This window comes from Paraburkholderia humisilvae (assembly GCF_902859855.1).
Classification (GTDB): Bacteria; Pseudomonadota; Gammaproteobacteria; order Burkholderiales; family Burkholderiaceae; genus Paraburkholderia; species Paraburkholderia humisilvae.
In genome coordinates, this window is record NZ_CADIKH010000011.1 from 99,641 (window position 1) to 117,596 (window position 17,956).

The window sequence follows — 17,956 nt, forward strand, 5'->3', positions numbered from 1 at the left end:
TCATGAATGTGCATGCTCGTTGCATAACATGATGACGGGTACTCGTTGGCAGCGCAGCAGACCGGGTCGCAGTTGCTACGCCGCAAGACCCGCGTGCGGGCAGTACAGGGTTAGGTGTGGTCGATGCGGCTCTGTGTCTGGGGACGCGCCGTTTCAAGCTGCCGCTCGATCGACTGACGTAGCTCCGGTCGCCAGCCCGCGCTGAGCAGCGTTTCGGTTAACAGAAATAATGGCCCGATCATCAGGCCGACCAGGTCGTCGACGAAGGCCGGCTTCCGATGTTCGAAAGCCGCATGCCCGAAGAACTGGACGATCCAGCCGATGACGAACAGGCCTACGCCCGTTGCGAGCCAGACGAGTGTGGATTGCGCGGCAAACCATTGACCCAGCGCAATGCATAACACGGACACCAGCGCCATCATGATGCCCAGTGCGGTGTCGAGCACGATGTAGTAAATCGTGCTGCCGATGAACAACACCCACGCCGGCGACACGTGGAACGGCAGCGTGCCGAGCGTCGACGCGGGGCGACCGAGGAGCACGCTCAACGCGAGCACGATCATCGGGATACCCACGAAATGCGTCGTGACGTTGCGCCGGTCACGATGGTAGGCCGCATAGCCCGCAAGCTGTTCGGTCAGCGTTTTCATGTTGTGTCTCCCCGTTAATGCGCATTGCGGCTCAGGAGGCGCTCCGTTAGAACGGATTGTCGACAACTCCCGGCCTGGCGTCAGGTTCATCCCGGATCCGCTCGGGCAGATCCGCTTGCGCCTGCAATGCGGCCACGACATTGTCTACCGCCTGCTTGAGTGCCAACGCCGCATTCAGGCCACGTTTGTCCTTCGGCAGTTCAAGCGTGCCGTTGATGACCACGCGCGTCGCACCGTTTGTCACGGTTAGCGCATCGCCCTGAATGTTGAGCACGTCCGAGTCGTTCGAATATGCGTTAAACACCTTTCAGCCCTCCCGGCCGCTCGTCTTTTACGCTTTCCGGAATGCCCGGAAAACGGATGCCGCTGGCCGATTCGAGTTCATGCACTGTTTCGATGTTGTAGCGGTTCGTCGCGACATTGTCCACGACGACAGCGAATGCGAGCCGCTTTGACGGGACATAAACCACCTTGAACAACCGGGTTGGAACGAACACGTGGGTCGGCCCTATGGTCTGCAACTGCTGGCCGACGAACATCGGACCGGTGATGACATAGGTGTCGTCGTATTTCAGCGCGAGCTTGCGCACCGCGCTTTCGATACGGGCCCACAAGCGCTCGTTGTTCTCGCGATTCTGCGGAATGATGTTTGCGAGCGAGAACGACTCCGCCATTGCCCCTTCATTCCAGCGGTTGCCGGCGGGGCTCATATGGCCGCGGTCAAAGCCGCTGCGCTTGTAGTCCGCAAGCGTGGCGCCTTCGCCCGCCGGCAGCCGCGACTCTTCGAAGAACCGGTTCGTGCGCGTCATGTCTTTGGCGGCTTCGATATGCTCGCGCGTCAGATGCTCGGCGGACCACAGCGGGCCGTGCGTTGTGCCGGAATGCAGGACCGCGAAATCCGCATAACACAGCATCCGCGTCTTCGGCGCCATTTTCGTGTTGGTCAACACGGGCCATTGGCCACCGGGGGTGAATTCGGTGCAGGACGACGCAGCCGCCACGTGTGTTGCCACAGCGGTCAGTAGGCAGAGAAACCACTTCTTCATAAATCGGTTGCGGACGGGGCGGGAAGTAAAGAGGATTGGCAGGAACGGCAGGGTGCGCAAGTATAGCGTCGCATGAGGCGTTGGGAGAGCATGATTGCGCCGCAGCAATTCGTTGCGGGCACGCGGCAACGCTGCTTGATGATTCAGCGAGCCTAGGGGCATGAACACCCGAGCGCCCGCTTACGCAAACGAGGGAGAAGAAAATGGCACTACAAAATTATGCGGGCGGCTGCCATTGCGGCGCGTTGCGCTTCACCGTGGATCTCGATCTGGACCAGACCATCTCGTGCAACTGCTCGATCTGCAGGAAGCGCGGCCTGATCCTCGCATTCGCGCAGGTCGATCGTTTTCACCTGAAGGCGGAGGAAGGCGCGACGCAGGCGTATCTGTTCAACAAGCACGTGATCAGGCATCAGTTCTGCCGCGTGTGCGGCGTGGAGGCCTTTTCATATGGTGCGATGCCAGATGGCACGCCGATGGTGGCGGTCAATGCGCGATGTCTGGACAACGTGGATCCCACAGCGTTGACACCGACCCTGTACGACGGCGCAAGCCACTAGTGCGCGAAGCGCACCAGGCCTGGCAACCGTCGGGAGCGTGGCGCTGGCAGGACGATCGGCCCGGAGCGCTCGTCAACGTCCAAAGATACCGTGTTCCGCTTTTACCGGCTGGCGATCGACCGCTTGCAGGCGCCAGAATCCGTTCATCGGCGAGTGCGTGCTTTCCGACTCCCAGGCTGCACAACCTTGCGACGAACTGACACGTTGCCTGCGATCAATGTGCAATCCCTGCAATGTACAAAGGGGCGCGGCGGCACTCGGCGCACACAACGTCGTGACCCCGTCCTGATCGTGCAATTCTCCCCAAGGGGGCAGAAAAACGCCTTCGTGTGCTTCTCTGGACCAGCAACCTTGCTCAGTGTCGAGCCACAACACCGCATAGTCGTGATTGACGGTCGGATCCGAACCGTTGATAAGAATGGTCAGCCGCATTTCCGTTCCATTGCAAAGAGCCCGTGCGCCTAAGACAGTCTATGTCGGGCGAGGCGTTATGCAAGCCAAACGACTATCAGCGGGATTAAAAAACACAATTGGGAACGCATCAGCTAACTTCTAGATTAAAGGCACGGCTCAGGCGCGCGCGTCCGGCCGGAGTCGTTCGCGACTGTGCTCGTCCCCAACGCGCGTTCCCCACAATACAAGACATGCATGGAGGCTCAGATGACGCAACTGAAGGGATCCCGAACAGAAGAAAATCTGAAGGCCGCATTCGCCGGCGAATCGCAAGCCAATCGGCGTTACCTGTATTTCGCAGCCAAAGCCGACGTCGAAGGCCAGAATGACGTGGCCGCCCTGTTCCGCTCGACTGCCGAGGGAGAGACGGGGCATGCGCATGGTCACCTCGAGTATCTGGAGGCGTCGGGCGACCCTGCCACGGGTCTGCCCTTTGGTCCGTCGCGCCTGAATCTGGAAGCCGCGATCGCAGGCGAAACGCACGAATATACGGACATGTATCCGGGCATGGCGAAAACGGCGCGTGACGAGGGCTTTGACGAAATCGCCAACTGGTTCGAAACACTAGCCAAGGCTGAGCGCAGCCACGCGAACCGCTATTCGAAGGCGCTTGAATCGCTGGTGGATTGACGACGCGAAGGCCGGCGCTGCCACTCGATGCCGTCTCGCGACGGCGTGCCGCGAACATCGCGCGAGAACCTGCGGTGGAGTTCCGCAGGTTCCCGCGCGGCTTTGCGTGCAATTTTGCCCGTAGACCGGCGCGCCGCATACACAAGAACGATGCAAAGGAGACTGACGTCATGCCCCACAAGGAAGGCAGTCTCGAAGCGCCCACCCGGCACGCGCTCGACTGGCGGTCCGATAGCTTCTACGACGAGAGCGCGATCGAAAAAGAACTGGCGCGCGTCTTCGATATTTGCGCGGGCTGCCGCCGATGCGTGTCGCTGTGCGGTGCATTCCCGACCCTGTTTGATCTCGTCGACGAAACCGACACCGGCGAGGCGCACGACGTGGATAAAGCGCATTTCGGCAAGGTAGTCGACCAATGCTATCTGTGCGACCTCTGCTACATGACGAAATGCCCCTATGTGCCGCCACATCCGTGGAATGTCGACTTTCCGCATCTGATGCTGCGCGCCAAGGCCGCGAGCTACAAGCGCGGTGAGGCGAAGCTGCGCGACCGGTTTCTGTCGAACACGGATGGGCTGGGCCATCTCGCCGGTATTCCGGTCGTCACGCAAACCGTCAACGCGGTGAATCATACGGTCGCCGCACGCGGCCTGATGGAAAAGACGCTTGGCGTCGACAAGGACGCGTGGTTGCCGTCGTTCGCGCCGCGAAAATTTCGCAGCGCAGCGAAACCGTCGCCGCAGACTCCGATACGCGACGGCGAACGCACACCCGGCAAAGTCGCGATTTATTCGACCTGCTATGTTAACTTCAACGAACCAGGCATTGGTCACGATCTGCTCGCCGTGCTCGCGCACAACGGCATCCCGTACGAACTGGTGACTAGCGAAGCTTGCTGCGGCATGCCATTGCTCGAACAAGGCAACCTTGAAGGAGTCGCGCAGAAGAAGGAGAAAAATCTGCCGGTGCTCGCGAAATACGCGCGTAACGGTTACGCGATCATGGGCGCGATTCCGAGTTGCGTGATGATGTACAAACATGAACTGCCGCTGATGTTCCCCGACGATCCCGACGTGCGCGCGGTCAGTGAAGCGTTCTGGGACCCGTTTGAGTACTTCGTGTCGCGGCACCGCGACGGCCTGTTGAAGACCGACTTCAATACGCCGCTTGGCAAGGTCTCGTATCACGTGCCGTGTCATGCAAGGGTGCAGAACATCGGCCGCAAGACTTCCGAAACGCTTGCGCTGGTGCCGGATACGCAAGTAACCGTAGTCGAGCGCTGCTCGGGCCATGCAGGCACATTCGGCGTGAAAAAGGAGTTCCATCAGACCGCGATGAAAATCGGCACGCCGGTCTTCAAGGCAATGGCGCAGCCGCAACCCGACTACATCTCGTCGGACTGCCAGCTCGCCGGTCACCATATCGAACAGGGGTTCGACGCAAACGGCTTGCCGAAGGCACAACTTGCGCATCCGCTGACGCTGCTGCGCAAAGCCTACGGTGTCTGACATTCATACTTCGCGAGGACATCCGATGACGATCGCAAGGAATTCCCTGTTATCGCTCGAAAACTATTCAAAGTCGCGCACGACGATGCGCAATCGCGTGATCGAGCACAAGAAGCATCGCACGGTGAAGCTTGGCAACCACCTCACCTTTCTGTTCGAAGATGAGTTGACGATCCGTTACCAGATCCAGGAAATGCTGCACATCGAGAAGATTTTCGACGAAGAGGGCATTCAGGGCGAGCTCGAAGCGTATCTGCCGCTCGTACCCGATGGCAGCAATCTGAAGGCGACCATGCAGCTCGAATACGAAAACGAGGTCGAACGCCGTGCCGCGCTCGCGCGGCTGATTGGCATCGAAGACCGGGTGTTCGTCCAGGTCGAAGGCGAAGCGCCGGTGTACGCAGTCGCCGACGAAGACCTCGACCGTGAGAACAACGAAAAGACTTCCGCCGTGCACTTCGTGCGTTTCGAGCTCACACCGGAAATGAAGGCGCGCTTGCGCGACGGCGCGGCACTACGAATCGGCTGCGATCACCCGAACTACCCGAACCCCGTGCAGACGATCGACGGGAACGTACGCGCGTCGCTGCTCAACGACTTGCGTTGAGCTGTCCGTAGCGTCAGAGCGCCTTGCGATAGACGATGAAACCCGAACGTTCGGCCACACCATCGTAAAGGCGCATCGCGGTCGTGTTGGTCTCGTGCGTGGTCCAGTAGACGCGTTCCGCACGGGCAGCGCGCGCCTCCTCGTACACGCGTTCGATCAGCGCACGGCCGACCCCTTTGCCGCGCTCCGACTCGGCCGTGAAGAGGTCCTGCAGATAGCACGTCGGCCCGGCCATCGTCGTGTGGCGGTGATACAGGTAGTGCACGAGGCCCACCAGCGTGCCGTCGCGCTCCGCGACGAGCGCATGCATCGGCTCGAGGCCATCGAAGAAGCGCGCCCACGTCAATTGCGTGACTTCATGCGGCACGGCGGTCGGGCCGGTACGCTCGTAAAAGCGGTTGTAGCCTTTCCACAGCGTTAGCCACGCGTCGAAATCCGTGGGTTTCACGGGCCGAATCTGGATCGCGCCAGTCATGACTTGTCTCCTTATGCGTGAAGGTTCGATGGCCGACCAGCATAAGGCATTTCAACGCGTAAAAGTACGCCCGTGCTTCCAGCATGCGTGCGGCGGGAGATGCGTTGTCGCGGCGCTTTGAGCGTGTGCTCGATCAACCCGGCGACGAAAGGCGCAGCGTTTCGCGCACTCTTTTGGCGGCGAGAAGCGGCATGTAATCGAGGATGCGACCGTCGGCCTTGTATTCCGCCAGCGTATCGGAGTACAGCTTCGAGACGGTTTCGGGAGGGGTGTTGGTTTCAGCGGCAATAGCCTTTACAACTTCATCGGCGTTGGGCTGAGGCTGGGCCATGAATGTCTCCGTTGTGGCGGTCATTAGAAGGAAGGAACACGAGAAATCCCATTACAGGTCGGCCCGAGCCTGCTTGCCAATTGAATCCAGCTATCACCCTTTCTGCCGATCGCGTGGTGAAGGCGGGACGCGGGTTACCGCAAAATCGTATCGAGCCGGCATCAAATCGGCTGCTGTGGATAGGGCCGCAATGCGGCGCCGCGGCATGGCAAATGAAAGTGAAAAGACAGTGAATCGATAAACACTGCGACGCGTGTTCGTGTACGATCCCACACCAAAATCTTCACAACAAACGGAGACCGAAGTGTTTCGATCGTTCGCGACGCGAGCTGTCGTGCTCGCTGCCCTCTCGCTTGCTGGCCATGCCTACGCCGCGACTTCGCCCGGTGCCGCGATCCCCGAACGGGCGGCCGATTTTATTGAACACGACTTCCACTTCTCGGACGGCACGCTCCTGCCGGAAGTCCGCATTCACTACGTGACGCTCGGCACGCCGCAGCGTGACGCGCACGGCGACGTGACCAACGCAGTGCTGCTGATGCATGGCACAACCGGCACCGGCAAAGCGTATCTGACGCCGCTGATGCGCAGGGAGTTGTTTGCGCCCGGCGAGCCGCTCGATGCGAGCCGCTATTTGATCGTGATTCCGGACGGTCTCGGCCGTGGCGGATCGAGCAAACCCAGCGACGGGATGCGGACGAACTTCCCGCATTACGGGTACGGCGATGTGGTAGAGGCGAACCATCGGCTGCTCGTCGAGGGTCTGAAGGTCCGGCATTTGCGGCTCGTGCTCGGCACGTCGATGGGCGGCATGCAGACGTGGATGTGGGGCGAGCGCTATCCGGGCATGGCCGACGCGCTGATGCCGATCGCGAGCCAGCCGATCGGGATGGCAGGCCGCAACTGGCTGTGGCGGGAGATGATTGTCGGCGCGATCCGCAACGATCCGGGCTGGCAGGGCGGCGCGTACACGACCGAGCCCACCGAATGGACGCGCGTGATGCCGATCTTTACGCTGATGACGAACAACCCCGCGCGTCTCCAGTCCGCGGCGCCGGACCGCGCGTCGGCCACGCACAGCTATGACACGCTGGTGGCCGACGCCGGGAAAACCGACGCGAACGATGCACTGTACTGGTTCGAATCGTCATGGGACTACAATCCCGCGCCGGAGTTGTCGAAAATCCGCGGGCGGCTCTTCGCGGTCAATTTCGCCGACGACCTGATCAATGCGACCGACCTCGGCGTGATGCAGAAGCTGGTCGGCGAAGTGCCGGATGGCCGCTTCGTCGAGATGCAGGAGACCGCACAGTCGTATGGGCATCAGACGCTCGCCCATCCCGAAGTGTGGAAGCCGTACCTCGAGCAGCTGATGAACGGCAGCTGACGGCTACTGTTACGTCGGGCTTTCGTGGCAGGTGCGAAATGCGATAATTGCCGTTTCGCACGCCGCGAAGCCCGCCCGAGCCCGGAGAATGATTTTGAGCCGCATCGACAACCCCACACGAGACCAGGAAGCCGGTTCCGCCGATTCCACGCAAGACATCACGCGCATCGACGATACGCGCATCGGCGCGGTGCGCCCGCTGATTTCGCCGGCGCTGCTGCTCGACGAGCTGCCGGTTCCGCCGGCGGTGCAAACGCTGGTTGAGCATAGCCGCGTCGAAGTAGCGAACGTACTGCACAGCCGCGACGACCGGCTCGTGATTGTCGTCGGACCCTGCTCGATCCACGACCACGATCAGGCAATCGAATACGCGCACCTGCTGAAGGCGAAGGCCGATGCGTTGCGCGACGATCTGCTGATCGTGATGCGGGTGTATTTCGAAAAGCCGCGCACGACGGTTGGCTGGAAGGGCTACATCAACGATCCGCGCCTTGACGGCAGCTTCCGCATCAACGAGGGCCTGCGCCGCGCGCGCGAGCTGCTGCTCGAGATCAGCGGCCTTGGCTTGCCGACCGCGACCGAATTCCTCGACCTGTTGAGCCCGCAATACATCGCGGACCTGATCGCGTGGGGCGCGATCGGCGCGCGTACGACCGAAAGCCAGTCGCATCGGCAGCTCGCGTCGGGCATGAGCTGCCCGATCGGCTTCAAGAACGGCACCGACGGCGGCGTGCAGATTGCCGCGGACGCGATCGTCGCGGCGCGTGCGAGCCACGCGTTCATGGGCATGACGAAAATGGGCATGGCCGCGATCTTCGAAACACGCGGCAACGACGACGCACACGTTATTTTGCGCGGCGGCAAGAAAGGGCCGAACTACGACGCCGCGGGCGTCGAGGAAGCCTGCGCGGCGCTGCGCAAGGTCGGCTTGCGCGAGCAGGTGATGATCGACTGCTCGCATGCGAATTCGGGCAAGTCGCATGAGCGGCAAGTCGAGGTCGCGCAGGATATCGAGCGACAGTTGTCGGGCGGTGAGCGCCGCATTATCGGCGTGATGGTCGAGAGTCATCTGCAAGCGGGCCGTCAGGATCTGAAGCCGGGTGTGCCGCTCCAGCGTGGTGTGTCGATCACCGATGCATGCCTCGGCTGGGCGCAGACCGAGCCGGTGCTCGACGGGCTCGCGCAGGCCGTGCGTGCGCGGCGCCAGAAGGGCTGAGCACCGCGCTTGGCATTGGGCCGCTGGCGCATCGGCTCGCCGGTCAGCGCGCCGCGCCGATTCCGGGCAACATGAAGGCGAGGCGCACGCGTGCGCCGCCTTTCCACAGCGTTGCACGAGGGAATATGAGCACCGTTACCGAATACGCGAAGACCGCGCCGACGCGCGCGGAAGTTGACGCGCTCGCGGGCGCGACCGTCGTCGAGTTCGGCACCGACTGGTGCGGCTACTGCAAGGGCGCGCAGCCGCTCATCGAGAACGCGTTTGCCGCGCATCCGGGCACTCGGCATCTGAAGATCGAAGACGGCCCGGGGCGCCCGCTTGGACGATCGTTCCGCGTCAAGCTGTGGCCGACCCTGATTTTCATGCGTGACGGCGTGGAGCTTGCGCGGGTGGTCAGGCCCACCGGTGTCGCCCAGATCGAAGAAGCGTTTGCCGCGTTGAAAGCCGCTTGAGACGGAACGTGTGCGGTCCGCCGTCACTACCGCGGCGCGGCGCCCGCAGGCGATGCTGCAATCTGGACTCGCGCGAAGCGATCTTCGCGGTGCAGCGAGTCCAAACTACGCCTGTTTGTCGACTGATCGAGGACGCAGCGGACGCTTGCAACGGCCGAGATACTCAGGTATTGCATCGGGCATTGTCGCAAATGGTGCAATGAAGACTCCCGCACGAGCAATGGCGCTGCTCAAGGAGTCCGTATCATGTCCACTTATCCCGTCGCTGGCGGTTTTGCACAGGCGCCGGCCCGTCCGGCAACCGATGTCCCGACGCAGGCCGAAGCAGGGGGCGATGCTGACGCGAGTGGTGCACGCGCGGGTGCTCCATCGAGCTTCATTGCAATCGCTTCGCTAAGCCACGCACGGAGTGTCCGGCAGGCACAAGCCGCGCCGATCCAGGCGCCGTCGCGCGCGCCCCGTGGCGCGGCAAAGACCAAATGTGCATCGGGTTCGCCATTCCGCGAATGCCGGGGCGGCGAGGCGTTGGTCGAAAACGCATGGACGTGTTACCCATTCGATCAGTATCGCTATGCGAGTGCGAGTCACATCGGCGCTTGTGCGGGATGGGTACGCGAGGCGATGCGCAGAGTCGATCGAAGTGACTCAGCTGCGCCGCAAGATCTGACCGAGGTCGCGCATCAGATGAGTCTCGACGCCACGAGGCGACGCCGTGGCGTTGCACAGGCACAGTTCAGCCGCGTCAACGCATTTCAGTTCAACGCGGCTTCATTGGGTTTGCTCCGATATCGATTGAGAGGAACCGAACACTTCAATCGCGGCCTAACGCGGACCGACAATATCAATGCGATGATCGACAGCCTCGGCAATGCATTGCGCGAAAACGAAATGGCATTCGTGCGACTTGCGCTGAGTCCGCGCAGGTCACGCGAGCTCGAGTACGGTCACGCATTGCTGGTTCAACGGCTTCCGCACGACGAATACACCATTTTCGACCCGAATACCGGTGCGTTCCTGTATCAAAACCGTAAACTGATGCAAGACTCACTTCGGGCCTACATGGACGAAGCCTTCGACGAGCCCGAGCTTGGCCTCGAGGTGATGCCGTACAGTGTTCAGTTTTTCGAGAGATCTGCGACGGCGCTGGCCGAACAGCCGCTGCCGCAATCGACGCCGTTGCTGGGGCCGCCGGTGCACGTTTTACCGGGCACCGTCTCGTCGACGCATGAGCTTTACGATGCATCCGCCGACGAGGCGAACGAACTTTCGAGCGAAGTGCTGTCCGCTGCAGCGGGCGAAAGGCGCCGGCGCCCTAGCGCCTCCCAGGCGCTCGCGTACTATGCATTGAGGAACGTTGCGCGGGGGCGCGTGCCGGATCTTACCGAGGCGATCGAGGACATCAGGGAGCGGCTTATCGATCGCGCGCGGCGGCCCGATGCCATTCAGGAAATTAGCCGCATGGAGACGGAGAATCGGTACGCCGTATTGGGCGATTTGCCGAATCGGACGAGGCGCCCGGGGCGCGCCAGAACGAATACCGTCGAAGGTCTGCTGGCCGATCTGCGGCTACACTTCGGCGGTTCGCACGATCCGGAAAATGCAAGCCTGCCCTATCGCAACGATTTTGCAGAACTTCGACTGACGTTCAGAAGTGCAGGAGACAGCGAACGAGGTTCGGCCAGCGCGGCCGTCGAAGGATACTCGATTGTCGTGCAGCGGCGTGGACAGGCCGGCGGCTTCGAGCAGGACGGCTACGACCTGTACGAACCCGAATTGGGGGTATTCAGGTACACAAGTTTCGCGGAACTCTCGCAGGCATTGCAGGGCGTGATGGAACGCGGTTATCCGGAATACCGCGGCATCGACCACGTGGACACCGTGTACTTCGGCCATAGCGATGACGTCGCCTCGTCGCCGCACAGCGTACCGGCCGCACCGGAGCCGCACGAATCGCGGGCGACAAACCTGCTACTTGGCAGCGTCGAGCCGTTGCTTGGGGTCACCGGCAATCCGTCGCGCACGCCTGCGCTTACCAATCTGACTGCTCAGCCCGATTTCGGCTTCGACGAGCCGCCCGCAACGCTCCCGGGTGCCGACGCCGCTTCCGAACATGACGAACTGAAGCGCTCACCAAATTTCGCGCAAGACCGCAAGCCGTTTGCGTTGTTCCGCCCATCTACGATAACGCCGGCCGAACTCGCCGAGCAGGGTGGTTTCGAATGCGACCACACGAGGCTACGCAACATCAATCTCGACATGCACAATTTCGATGTCGCGTCGAACCCGTTTCTCGTCGATAGCGCGGGCTATCTGGGCACATTCCGGCAGGAGCGTAAGGCGGCGGCGCGCTTGCCTTCGACGGCGACCTCGGGTTTTATCTATTTCGTCGCGCCGACGCCGAATATGGTCGACGTCAATTCGAGTTTGGGGTCGCAGGCGCGTGCCCCGGAGAATTCGGAGGTCGCGGCGATGGGGCGGATTGACTATACGCAAATTCGCGGCTGGCGCGTCGTCACGAATGGCGTTGCGGGCAGGTTCGTTCCGAACCCGGTTTATCGCTGGGATGTCTATAACCAGACCAGGACGGCCGGCGGGCAACCATTGCTATCACGCTTTCCAGTCACCAATGGTGTATGGCGTGATTCGTCGTATAGCCCATTCGTATTGAGGAACACGAATGGAGACGCTCGACAATTCAATCAGGATATCGACCGGTTTCACGCTGCGTTCTACGACAATGCATGGGAGAAGGTACGTGAACTACAGGCCCGACAAGCGATGGGGCTCGACTATCGCGGCCCCCTGACGGTCGAAGCGTATGGCGCAAGCGGCACGCAAGGAACGCACCTCCATATCGATCAGTACGGCTCGCCCGTGGTGGCCAGCAGGTACAAGATGTCGTCACTGAACCCGGCGAGCAGGCATCGCTTTACGCTGGGTGATGACGGGCGGTTGCATCTTGCCGACGACTATCAAAAGGTGCTGCGCGTGGGCTCGGACGGGTATGTTTATCTGGGCGGAATTCCGTCCAATCTGAACAGCACGAACGGCGTGTTCGAGTACTCCGGCTCGAATCTGATTCATAGAGAGGACGGCAAGTTTCTGACGGTGGGGAAAACAGTCTATACGCCGTACGTAACGCGGACCGCCGAAGGAGTGAGATCGGTCTGGGCGTTGCACCGACCTGACCAGCGACCGGCCAAGCCACCCAGGAACAATGAATACACGTTCGCGGGACAGACCATGGGACGGCGACTGCTCTATCTCTTCGAGGCAGACCCGGATGAGGCGCTCCCGGAAACGGCGACGCACTTCGTCACCACGGTGCCCGGCAATTCGTACCGCGGCAATTTTCTGGACTACGCCGACATAATACGTACCGACGATGCGCGCGCTGCATCGAAGTGGTTGCGCGAGCACGATGCCGCATGGTTGTTCAGGGACGGCCTTTACGTCACAGCGCGCGGGTCGAGTGACCTGGAAGCTCGTACGCTGGATGGCTCACTGCGCTGGTGGACGGAATTCGATTCCAGACCCGGCGCATTCCCGTTCCACCAATCGGATCTTTCCTCGAGTTACCGGATTGGCGATGACGTGTGGGAAAGGGTTCGCAGCAGGGAAAATCGGCATGAGAAGCTCCTTGGTCTGCTTGGCTAGTGTGCCCCGTTGCCCGCCGCAGACGATCGAACTGTCGGCCCTGCCGATGTCGCAGACGCGCGTGACCGCTTTCACCCTTATTCGGGGGACGGCTCGCCGAACAGGCTGTTCAGATGTTTCGCTTCCGTCGACAGATTGAATTCCTTGCGTACCATCGCGACCACTTCGGCGACCGCTCGCTCATGGCCCGCCATGTTGCCGAAATGCTTCGTGTCCCAATTGCATCCCGACGCATCGGGCTCCTGCAATTGCGGACGCGGCACGCGAATCTTGACACCTTCGTCGACAATGTCTTGCAGACGATGGAGGCGCCGGCTGACTTCGTCCTGCAACTGGGAGGCGGTGCGTGTCTTGCGGCTCATGCGGATCTCCTCGAAGCTAACGTCGCGAACACAGTCTAGCGTAGCGCGGCGACGCCGGGCCAGCGCCGCACAGGCAGCGTTTGCGTGCTGCCCGACGACCGTCATCGAGCTGCTGTGCTCGATGCGGGCACAACACGCGCCAGCCGTTCGCGGTCATGCGGCGCTGCAAAGTCGAGGAGCGGCCCGTGGGGCACGATGCCGGTCGGGTTGATGGTCCGATGGCTTTCGTAGTAGTGCCGTTTGATGTGCTCGAAGTTCACCGTCGCGGCGATACCCGGGTGCTGGTACACGTCACGCGTAAAAGCGGACAGATTCGGATAGTCGGCAATGCGCCGCACATTGCATTTGAAATGCCCGACATACACCGCGTCGAAGCGTATCAGCGTCGTGAAGAGTCGGATGTCCGCTTCCGTGAGCCGATCTCCGGTCAGAAAGCGGCGCGTCGTCAGGCGTGCTTCGAGCCAGTCGAGGGTGTCGAACAGCGGCACGACCGCTTCTTCATACGCGTGCTGTGTTGTCGCGAAGCCGGCTTTGTAGACGCCGTTGTTGACCGTGTCATACACGCGCGCATTGATGACGTCGATTTCCTCTCGCAATGCGGCCGGATAGTAATCACCTGCTTGCGCGCCGAGCGCGTCGAATGCGCTATTCAGCATCCGGATGATCTCCGACGATTCGTTGCTGACGATCGTGCGCTGCTGTTTATCCCACAGAATGGGCACGGTGACGCGGCCTGTGTAAACAGGATCGGCGGCCGTGTAGATATCACGCAGCAAGCGCGCGCCGTTGACGTCGTCGGGCACGACGCCAGGCCCGTCGGCAAAGGTCCAGCCGTCCTCGAGCATCAGCCAGTGGACCGTCGATACGCTGATCGCGGCTTCGAGCCCCTTCAATGCGCGCATGATCAGCGTGCGATGCGCCCAGGGACATGCGAGGCTCACATACAAGTGGTAGCGGCCGGCTTGCGCGTCGAAGCCGGCGCGCCCGCTCGGGCCGGCGGCGCCGTCGGGCGTCACCCAGTTGCGAAACGCGGCGTCCTTGCGGACGAACCGGCCGCCGGTCGCAGCGGTGTCATACCAGCGGTCGTGCCATTTGCCGTCGATTAACAGTCCCATTCGTGTGACTCCTTTCGTTCGTGCCCACAAGCAGAGACGCGGCCTGCGAATGGTTCGCGCCGCTGCGGCAGGTTGATAGTGCACTGCTTTGGTCGATTTGCCGTACGATCTTTCCGCCCGACTCGTTCGATGGAGTGGAACATGTTGACCGACGAAGAACTCACGCTGCTCGAAGCGATTCGCGAAAGCGGCAGCCTGTCGCGTGCGGCGGCGCGCCTCGGCAAGGCGCCTTCGACCGTGTCGCATGCGGCGCGCCAGCTCGAGACGCGCTTTGACGCGCTGCTGTTCGACCGCCGCCGCTATCGTCTGCAGCTGACGCCCGCCGGCCATCTGCTTGCCGAGGAAGCGGCCCGGCTGATGCAGGACGTCGCGCGGATGACGCAACGTGTGCGCCAGGTGGCAAGCGGCTGGGAGGACCGCCTGTGGATCGTCAGCGACGAGCTGATGGAGTTCGAGACGATGATGCCGCTGGTTCACGCATTCGATGCATTGGAGTCGGGCGTGAAGCTTCGCTTCACAAACGAAGTGCTGAGCGGCACATGGGAGGCGTTGCGCGACGGCCGCGCGGATCTGATTGTCGGCGCAACCAACGAACCGCCGGCCATTCCGGGCCTGCGCTGGTTTGAACTGGGCGTCGTCGAATGGGTGTTCGCGGTGTCGCCGCGTCATCCGCTCGCCGCCGCCAAGGGGCCTTTGAAGCGAGACCAGATCTCGAAGCAGCGCGGGGTGGTCGTTGCGGACTCGTCGCGTGCAAGCGGTCGCGCATATGGTGTCGTCGGCGGGCAGGCGTCGCTCGCGGTGCCGACGATGCGCGCGAAAATTCTCGCGCAACGCGACGGGCTCGGCGTCGGCTGGCTGCCCCGGCAGCGTGTTGCGTCGCTGCTCAAACGAGGCGAACTCATCGAAAAAGAGACATCCGACCCACGCGAGCCGAATGTGTTATACGTCGCATGGCGGGGCGATCACGAAGGCCGCGCGCTGCAGTGGTGGATTGATCAGCTTCGCCAACCGCGTCTTGCGAAGCGCCTCGTGCATGGCATCGACACGTTTGTTCGATGAACTTTGCATGACCGGTGCAACGAAACGAAATAAGGGCGCGTCAAAAGAACGGAAAATGCGGAATAAAAAGGCTCGTCCGTCCGTTAATCGGACAAGCGAGCTTTTCGCATGTCTGCCCGTTGTTTGTGCATCTATTTCGAATACCTTTCGTCGCTAACCCATTTCCTGCAAACCCGTTCATGACGACCCGAATTGAGCCCCGGCACGGACACACGGCGCTCCCGCTTGCCAACGCACCTTCGCAGTACACCCGCGTTGCCATGGCGCTGCATTGGGTGATCGCGCTCCTGATCATCTGCAACGTTGCGCTCGGCCTGTCCGCCGATTCATTGCCTGACGATTGGGTGCGGCCGGTAATCGACACCCATAAGTCGATTGGCATCACGGTGCTCGGTCTCGCGCTGCTGCGTATTCTGTGGCGCGTCTCGCATCGTCCGCCGCCGTTGCCGAGCGAATTCCCAGCATGGGAACGGGCGGCCGCGCACATTGCTCATTTCCTGCTGTATCTGCTGATGATCGGCTTGCCGCTTTCCGGCTGGGCGCATGACTCCGCCTGGAAAGATGCCGCAACGCATCCGATGCAGTACTTCCACCTTTTCGAATGGCCGCGGATCGGGTTCATCATGAACATCGATCCTGCCGTCAAGGAACGGCTCCATCTGCACGACAAGCTCGGCACGCTGCATGAGTGGTTCGGGTATGCGCTTTACGCGTTGCTCGCGATGCACATCGGCGGTGCGCTGAAGCATCAGTGGCTGGACCGCCATTCGGTCATCAAACGGATGGTGCCCTGATGTGCTCGGACGTAGTGATCGAAAAAGAGGCGCCGCAAGCGCAGGCCGATCGCTCCGGCGGTACGCCCAGGCATTCGCTGGAAGACGCGCTCGCCGCGCTGTCGCCGCGTCTCGTGCCGCGTCAGGCGACGTGGGCGGGTCGGTTGATTCACGGCAGCGTCACCGCGCTGTGGGTGCTGCTGTTCGCGCGGGCGTTCTTTCTGCACGGCCTCGTCGCATGGGCGACGGGCTTGGCCTATGTGCTCTACGACACGCTGCTGCTGTGCTTCGTCACGTTGAAGTCGTGGCCTCTCGCAGGACGCATGGTGTCGTCGCAAGCCGTGGGCGAGCGACGCATGCCCGAGATGGGCATCATCGTAGCATCGCATAACGAAGCGGCGGTCCTGCCGGTCACGCTGGCGGCGCTGCTCGAGCAGATCGACGGTCCCGTGCAGATTGTGATTGCCGACGACGGGTCGAGCGATGGCACCGAAGCCCTGCTGACGACCCGGTTTGGCCTCTCGACGCCTGCGCTTGGCCAGCTGAGCGCGCCCAGCACGCGCTACCCGAACCTCTACTGGCTGCGCCTGCCGCATGGCGGCAAGGCGCGCGCGCTGAACGCGGCCATCGAGCGCATGACGACCGAAACCATCATGACGGTCGACGCCGATACGTTGCTTGCCGCCGACGCGACGCGCGCGATGCGCGCTGCCTTCGCCGCAAGCGATACGCTGGTCGCCGCGACCGGCATTCTGGTGCCGGTATGCAGCAAGTCGGTTGGCGGGCGGCTCTTCCAGTGGTTCCAGACCTACGAGTACATGCGCAACTTCATCTCGCGCTTCGCATGGATGCGCGCGGACAGCCTGCTGCTGGTATCGGGTGCGTTCGCGTCGTTCCGGCGCGACGCGCTGGTCGCGGTCGGCGGTTTCGATGGTCAGTGTCTGGTTGAAGACTACGAACTGATCCACCGGCTGCGACGCTATTCAGTGGATCGCGGGCTCGGCTGGGATGTCAGCGTGGTCGGCAATGCGCATGCACAGACCGACGCCCCCGATACGCTTGCGAGTTTCCTGCGGCAGCGGCGCCGCTGGTTTGCCGGCTTCCTCGAAACGCAATACTGGAATCGCGACATGACGGGCAACCGCCGCTACGGCACGCTCGGCATGCTGATGCTGCCGGTCAAGGCGTTTGACACGATGCAGCCCGTCTACGGCCTGACCGCATTCGCTCTGCTGCTTGCGTTTCTGTTCGGCGGTCATGGCGTGATCGTCGTGTCGATCTTCAGCGTGATTTTCCTGAAGACCGCGCTCGATCTGGCGTTCTACCTCTGGAGTATCCATCTGTATCGCCGCTGGACCGGCCTGCGCGCCGGGTCGAGCCTGTGGATGGCGATGGCCGCGGCAATTGCGGAGCCATTCACGTTCCAGTTGTTGCGGCACACCGGTGCTGTGCTCGGCTGGTTCCACTTCCTGCGTGGCGGCAAGTCGTGGGGTAAGCAGCACCGCTCCGGGCTGATCGCGCCGACCCGTCACAAGCCGTAACGACAGTCCGTTCTCCGGCTCGCTGCTGACAACGACCGCGGTGCGCCATGCACCGCGGCCTGGCACGCCGGCACTCCCTGTAGTCTCCCTTCCCTTCCCCTTGCTGACGCGTCGCGCGGCCGTTGTTGATC

Annotated in this window: 19 protein-coding genes; 11 read left to right on the plus strand and 8 right to left on the minus strand. The window is 62.0% G+C overall.

The genetic code is table 11. The features are described from left to right. Positions 1 to 110 precede the first annotated feature (110 nt). From HV796_RS13695 to HV796_RS13705, 3 genes are read right to left on the minus strand one after another with little or no spacing between them, the layout of a single operon-like run. Complete coding sequence (locus HV796_RS13695; protein WP_175227040.1) at positions 111 to 650, minus strand: Mpo1 family 2-hydroxy fatty acid dioxygenase; 540 nt, start codon at positions 648 to 650, stop codon at positions 111 to 113. A 46-nt stretch (positions 651 to 696) separates the two neighbouring features. After that, positions 697 to 954: a hypothetical protein gene (locus tag HV796_RS13700; RefSeq protein WP_175227041.1), complete on the minus strand. Its 258-nt coding sequence runs from the start codon at positions 952 to 954 to the stop codon at positions 697 to 699. Continuing rightward, positions 947 to 1,696 (minus strand): DNA/RNA non-specific endonuclease, encoded by a 750-nt coding sequence (locus HV796_RS13705; protein ID WP_175227042.1) that lies wholly within the window; start codon positions 1,694 to 1,696, stop codon positions 947 to 949. The genes HV796_RS13700 and HV796_RS13705 overlap by 8 nt, the downstream gene beginning before the upstream one ends. A gap of 203 nt (positions 1,697 to 1,899) precedes the next feature. On the opposite strand from HV796_RS13705, the gene HV796_RS13710 reads away from it, so the two are divergent. Further along, positions 1,900 to 2,256 (plus strand): GFA family protein, encoded by a 357-nt coding sequence (locus HV796_RS13710; RefSeq protein WP_175227043.1) that lies wholly within the window; start codon positions 1,900 to 1,902, stop codon positions 2,254 to 2,256. A gap of 72 nt (positions 2,257 to 2,328) precedes the next feature. Here the strand turns inward: HV796_RS13710 and HV796_RS13715 are convergent, their stop codons facing one another. Further along, positions 2,329 to 2,688 (minus strand): DUF3564 domain-containing protein, encoded by a 360-nt coding sequence (locus HV796_RS13715; RefSeq protein ID WP_175227044.1) that lies wholly within the window; start codon positions 2,686 to 2,688, stop codon positions 2,329 to 2,331. 228 nt (positions 2,689 to 2,916) lie between these two features. On the opposite strand from HV796_RS13715, the gene HV796_RS13720 reads away from it, so the two are divergent. The 3 genes from HV796_RS13720 to HV796_RS13730 all read left to right on the plus strand — a co-directional run bounded on the left by HV796_RS13720 (position 2,917) and on the right by HV796_RS13730 (position 5,454). Next, entirely contained in the window at positions 2,917 to 3,339 is a 423-nt protein-coding gene (locus HV796_RS13720; RefSeq protein ID WP_175227045.1) for a rubrerythrin family protein, read from the plus strand. A gap of 170 nt (positions 3,340 to 3,509) precedes the next feature. Further along, positions 3,510 to 4,847, plus strand: coding sequence for a heterodisulfide reductase-related iron-sulfur binding cluster (locus HV796_RS13725; RefSeq protein ID WP_175227046.1), 1,338 nt, complete (start codon positions 3,510 to 3,512; stop codon positions 4,845 to 4,847). A gap of 25 nt (positions 4,848 to 4,872) precedes the next feature. Continuing rightward, the gene (locus HV796_RS13730) at positions 4,873 to 5,454 is read left to right on the plus strand and encodes a DUF3501 family protein (RefSeq protein ID WP_175227047.1); all 582 of its coding nucleotides are present in this window, start codon (positions 4,873 to 4,875) and stop codon (positions 5,452 to 5,454) included. A 13-nt stretch (positions 5,455 to 5,467) separates the two neighbouring features. Here the strand turns inward: HV796_RS13730 and HV796_RS13735 are convergent, their stop codons facing one another. Together HV796_RS13735 and HV796_RS13740 are read right to left on the minus strand one after the other, a co-directional pair. Then, on the minus strand, positions 5,468 to 5,929 hold the full coding sequence (locus HV796_RS13735; protein ID WP_175227048.1) for a GNAT family N-acetyltransferase: 462 nt from the start codon (positions 5,927 to 5,929) through the stop codon (positions 5,468 to 5,470). Positions 5,930 to 6,062: 133 nt separating this feature from the next. Continuing rightward, positions 6,063 to 6,260: a DUF3562 domain-containing protein gene (locus tag HV796_RS13740; protein WP_175227049.1), complete on the minus strand. Its 198-nt coding sequence runs from the start codon at positions 6,258 to 6,260 to the stop codon at positions 6,063 to 6,065. A 304-nt stretch (positions 6,261 to 6,564) separates the two neighbouring features. Here HV796_RS13740 and HV796_RS13745 point away from each other — a divergent pair, with 304 nt between their 5' ends. The 4 genes from HV796_RS13745 to HV796_RS13760 all read left to right on the plus strand — a co-directional run bounded on the left by HV796_RS13745 (position 6,565) and on the right by HV796_RS13760 (position 12,975). Continuing rightward, positions 6,565 to 7,647, plus strand: a complete 1,083-nt coding sequence (locus HV796_RS13745) for an alpha/beta fold hydrolase (protein WP_175227050.1) — start codon at positions 6,565 to 6,567, stop codon at positions 7,645 to 7,647. Between the two features lie 94 nt (positions 7,648 to 7,741). Then, positions 7,742 to 8,863 carry a 3-deoxy-7-phosphoheptulonate synthase gene (locus tag HV796_RS13750; protein WP_246355859.1) on the plus strand — a complete coding sequence of 374 codons (1,122 nt, stop codon included), beginning with the start codon at positions 7,742 to 7,744 and terminating at the stop codon, positions 8,861 to 8,863. Between the two features lie 125 nt (positions 8,864 to 8,988). Next, positions 8,989 to 9,318 (plus strand): thioredoxin family protein, encoded by a 330-nt coding sequence (locus HV796_RS13755; RefSeq protein WP_175227051.1) that lies wholly within the window; start codon positions 8,989 to 8,991, stop codon positions 9,316 to 9,318. Between the two features lie 246 nt (positions 9,319 to 9,564). Then, positions 9,565 to 12,975, plus strand: a complete 3,411-nt coding sequence (locus HV796_RS13760; protein WP_175227052.1) for an enterotoxin A family protein — start codon at positions 9,565 to 9,567, stop codon at positions 12,973 to 12,975. A 77-nt stretch (positions 12,976 to 13,052) separates the two neighbouring features. On the opposite strand, the gene HV796_RS13765 is transcribed toward HV796_RS13760, so the two are convergent. Further along, positions 13,053 to 13,337 (minus strand): hypothetical protein, encoded by a 285-nt coding sequence (locus HV796_RS13765; RefSeq protein WP_175227053.1) that lies wholly within the window; start codon positions 13,335 to 13,337, stop codon positions 13,053 to 13,055. A 101-nt stretch (positions 13,338 to 13,438) separates the two neighbouring features. Beyond that, positions 13,439 to 14,452, minus strand: a complete 1,014-nt coding sequence (locus tag HV796_RS13770) for a glutathione S-transferase family protein (RefSeq protein WP_175227054.1) — start codon at positions 14,450 to 14,452, stop codon at positions 13,439 to 13,441. 141 nt (positions 14,453 to 14,593) lie between these two features. Between HV796_RS13770 and HV796_RS13775 the strand changes: the two genes are divergently transcribed. The 3 genes from HV796_RS13775 to HV796_RS13785 all read left to right on the plus strand — a co-directional run bounded on the left by HV796_RS13775 (position 14,594) and on the right by HV796_RS13785 (position 17,825). Then, the gene (locus HV796_RS13775) at positions 14,594 to 15,511 is read left to right on the plus strand and encodes a LysR family transcriptional regulator (RefSeq protein WP_175227055.1); all 918 of its coding nucleotides are present in this window, start codon (positions 14,594 to 14,596) and stop codon (positions 15,509 to 15,511) included. Positions 15,512 to 15,690: 179 nt separating this feature from the next. Beyond that, positions 15,691 to 16,305, plus strand: coding sequence for a cytochrome b (locus HV796_RS13780; protein ID WP_175227056.1), 615 nt, complete (start codon positions 15,691 to 15,693; stop codon positions 16,303 to 16,305). Beyond that, positions 16,305 to 17,825: a glycosyltransferase family 2 protein gene (locus tag HV796_RS13785; RefSeq protein ID WP_175227057.1), complete on the plus strand. Its 1,521-nt coding sequence runs from the start codon at positions 16,305 to 16,307 to the stop codon at positions 17,823 to 17,825. The genes HV796_RS13780 and HV796_RS13785 overlap by 1 nt, the downstream gene beginning before the upstream one ends. The last annotated feature ends 131 nt before the right edge of the window (positions 17,826 to 17,956 follow it).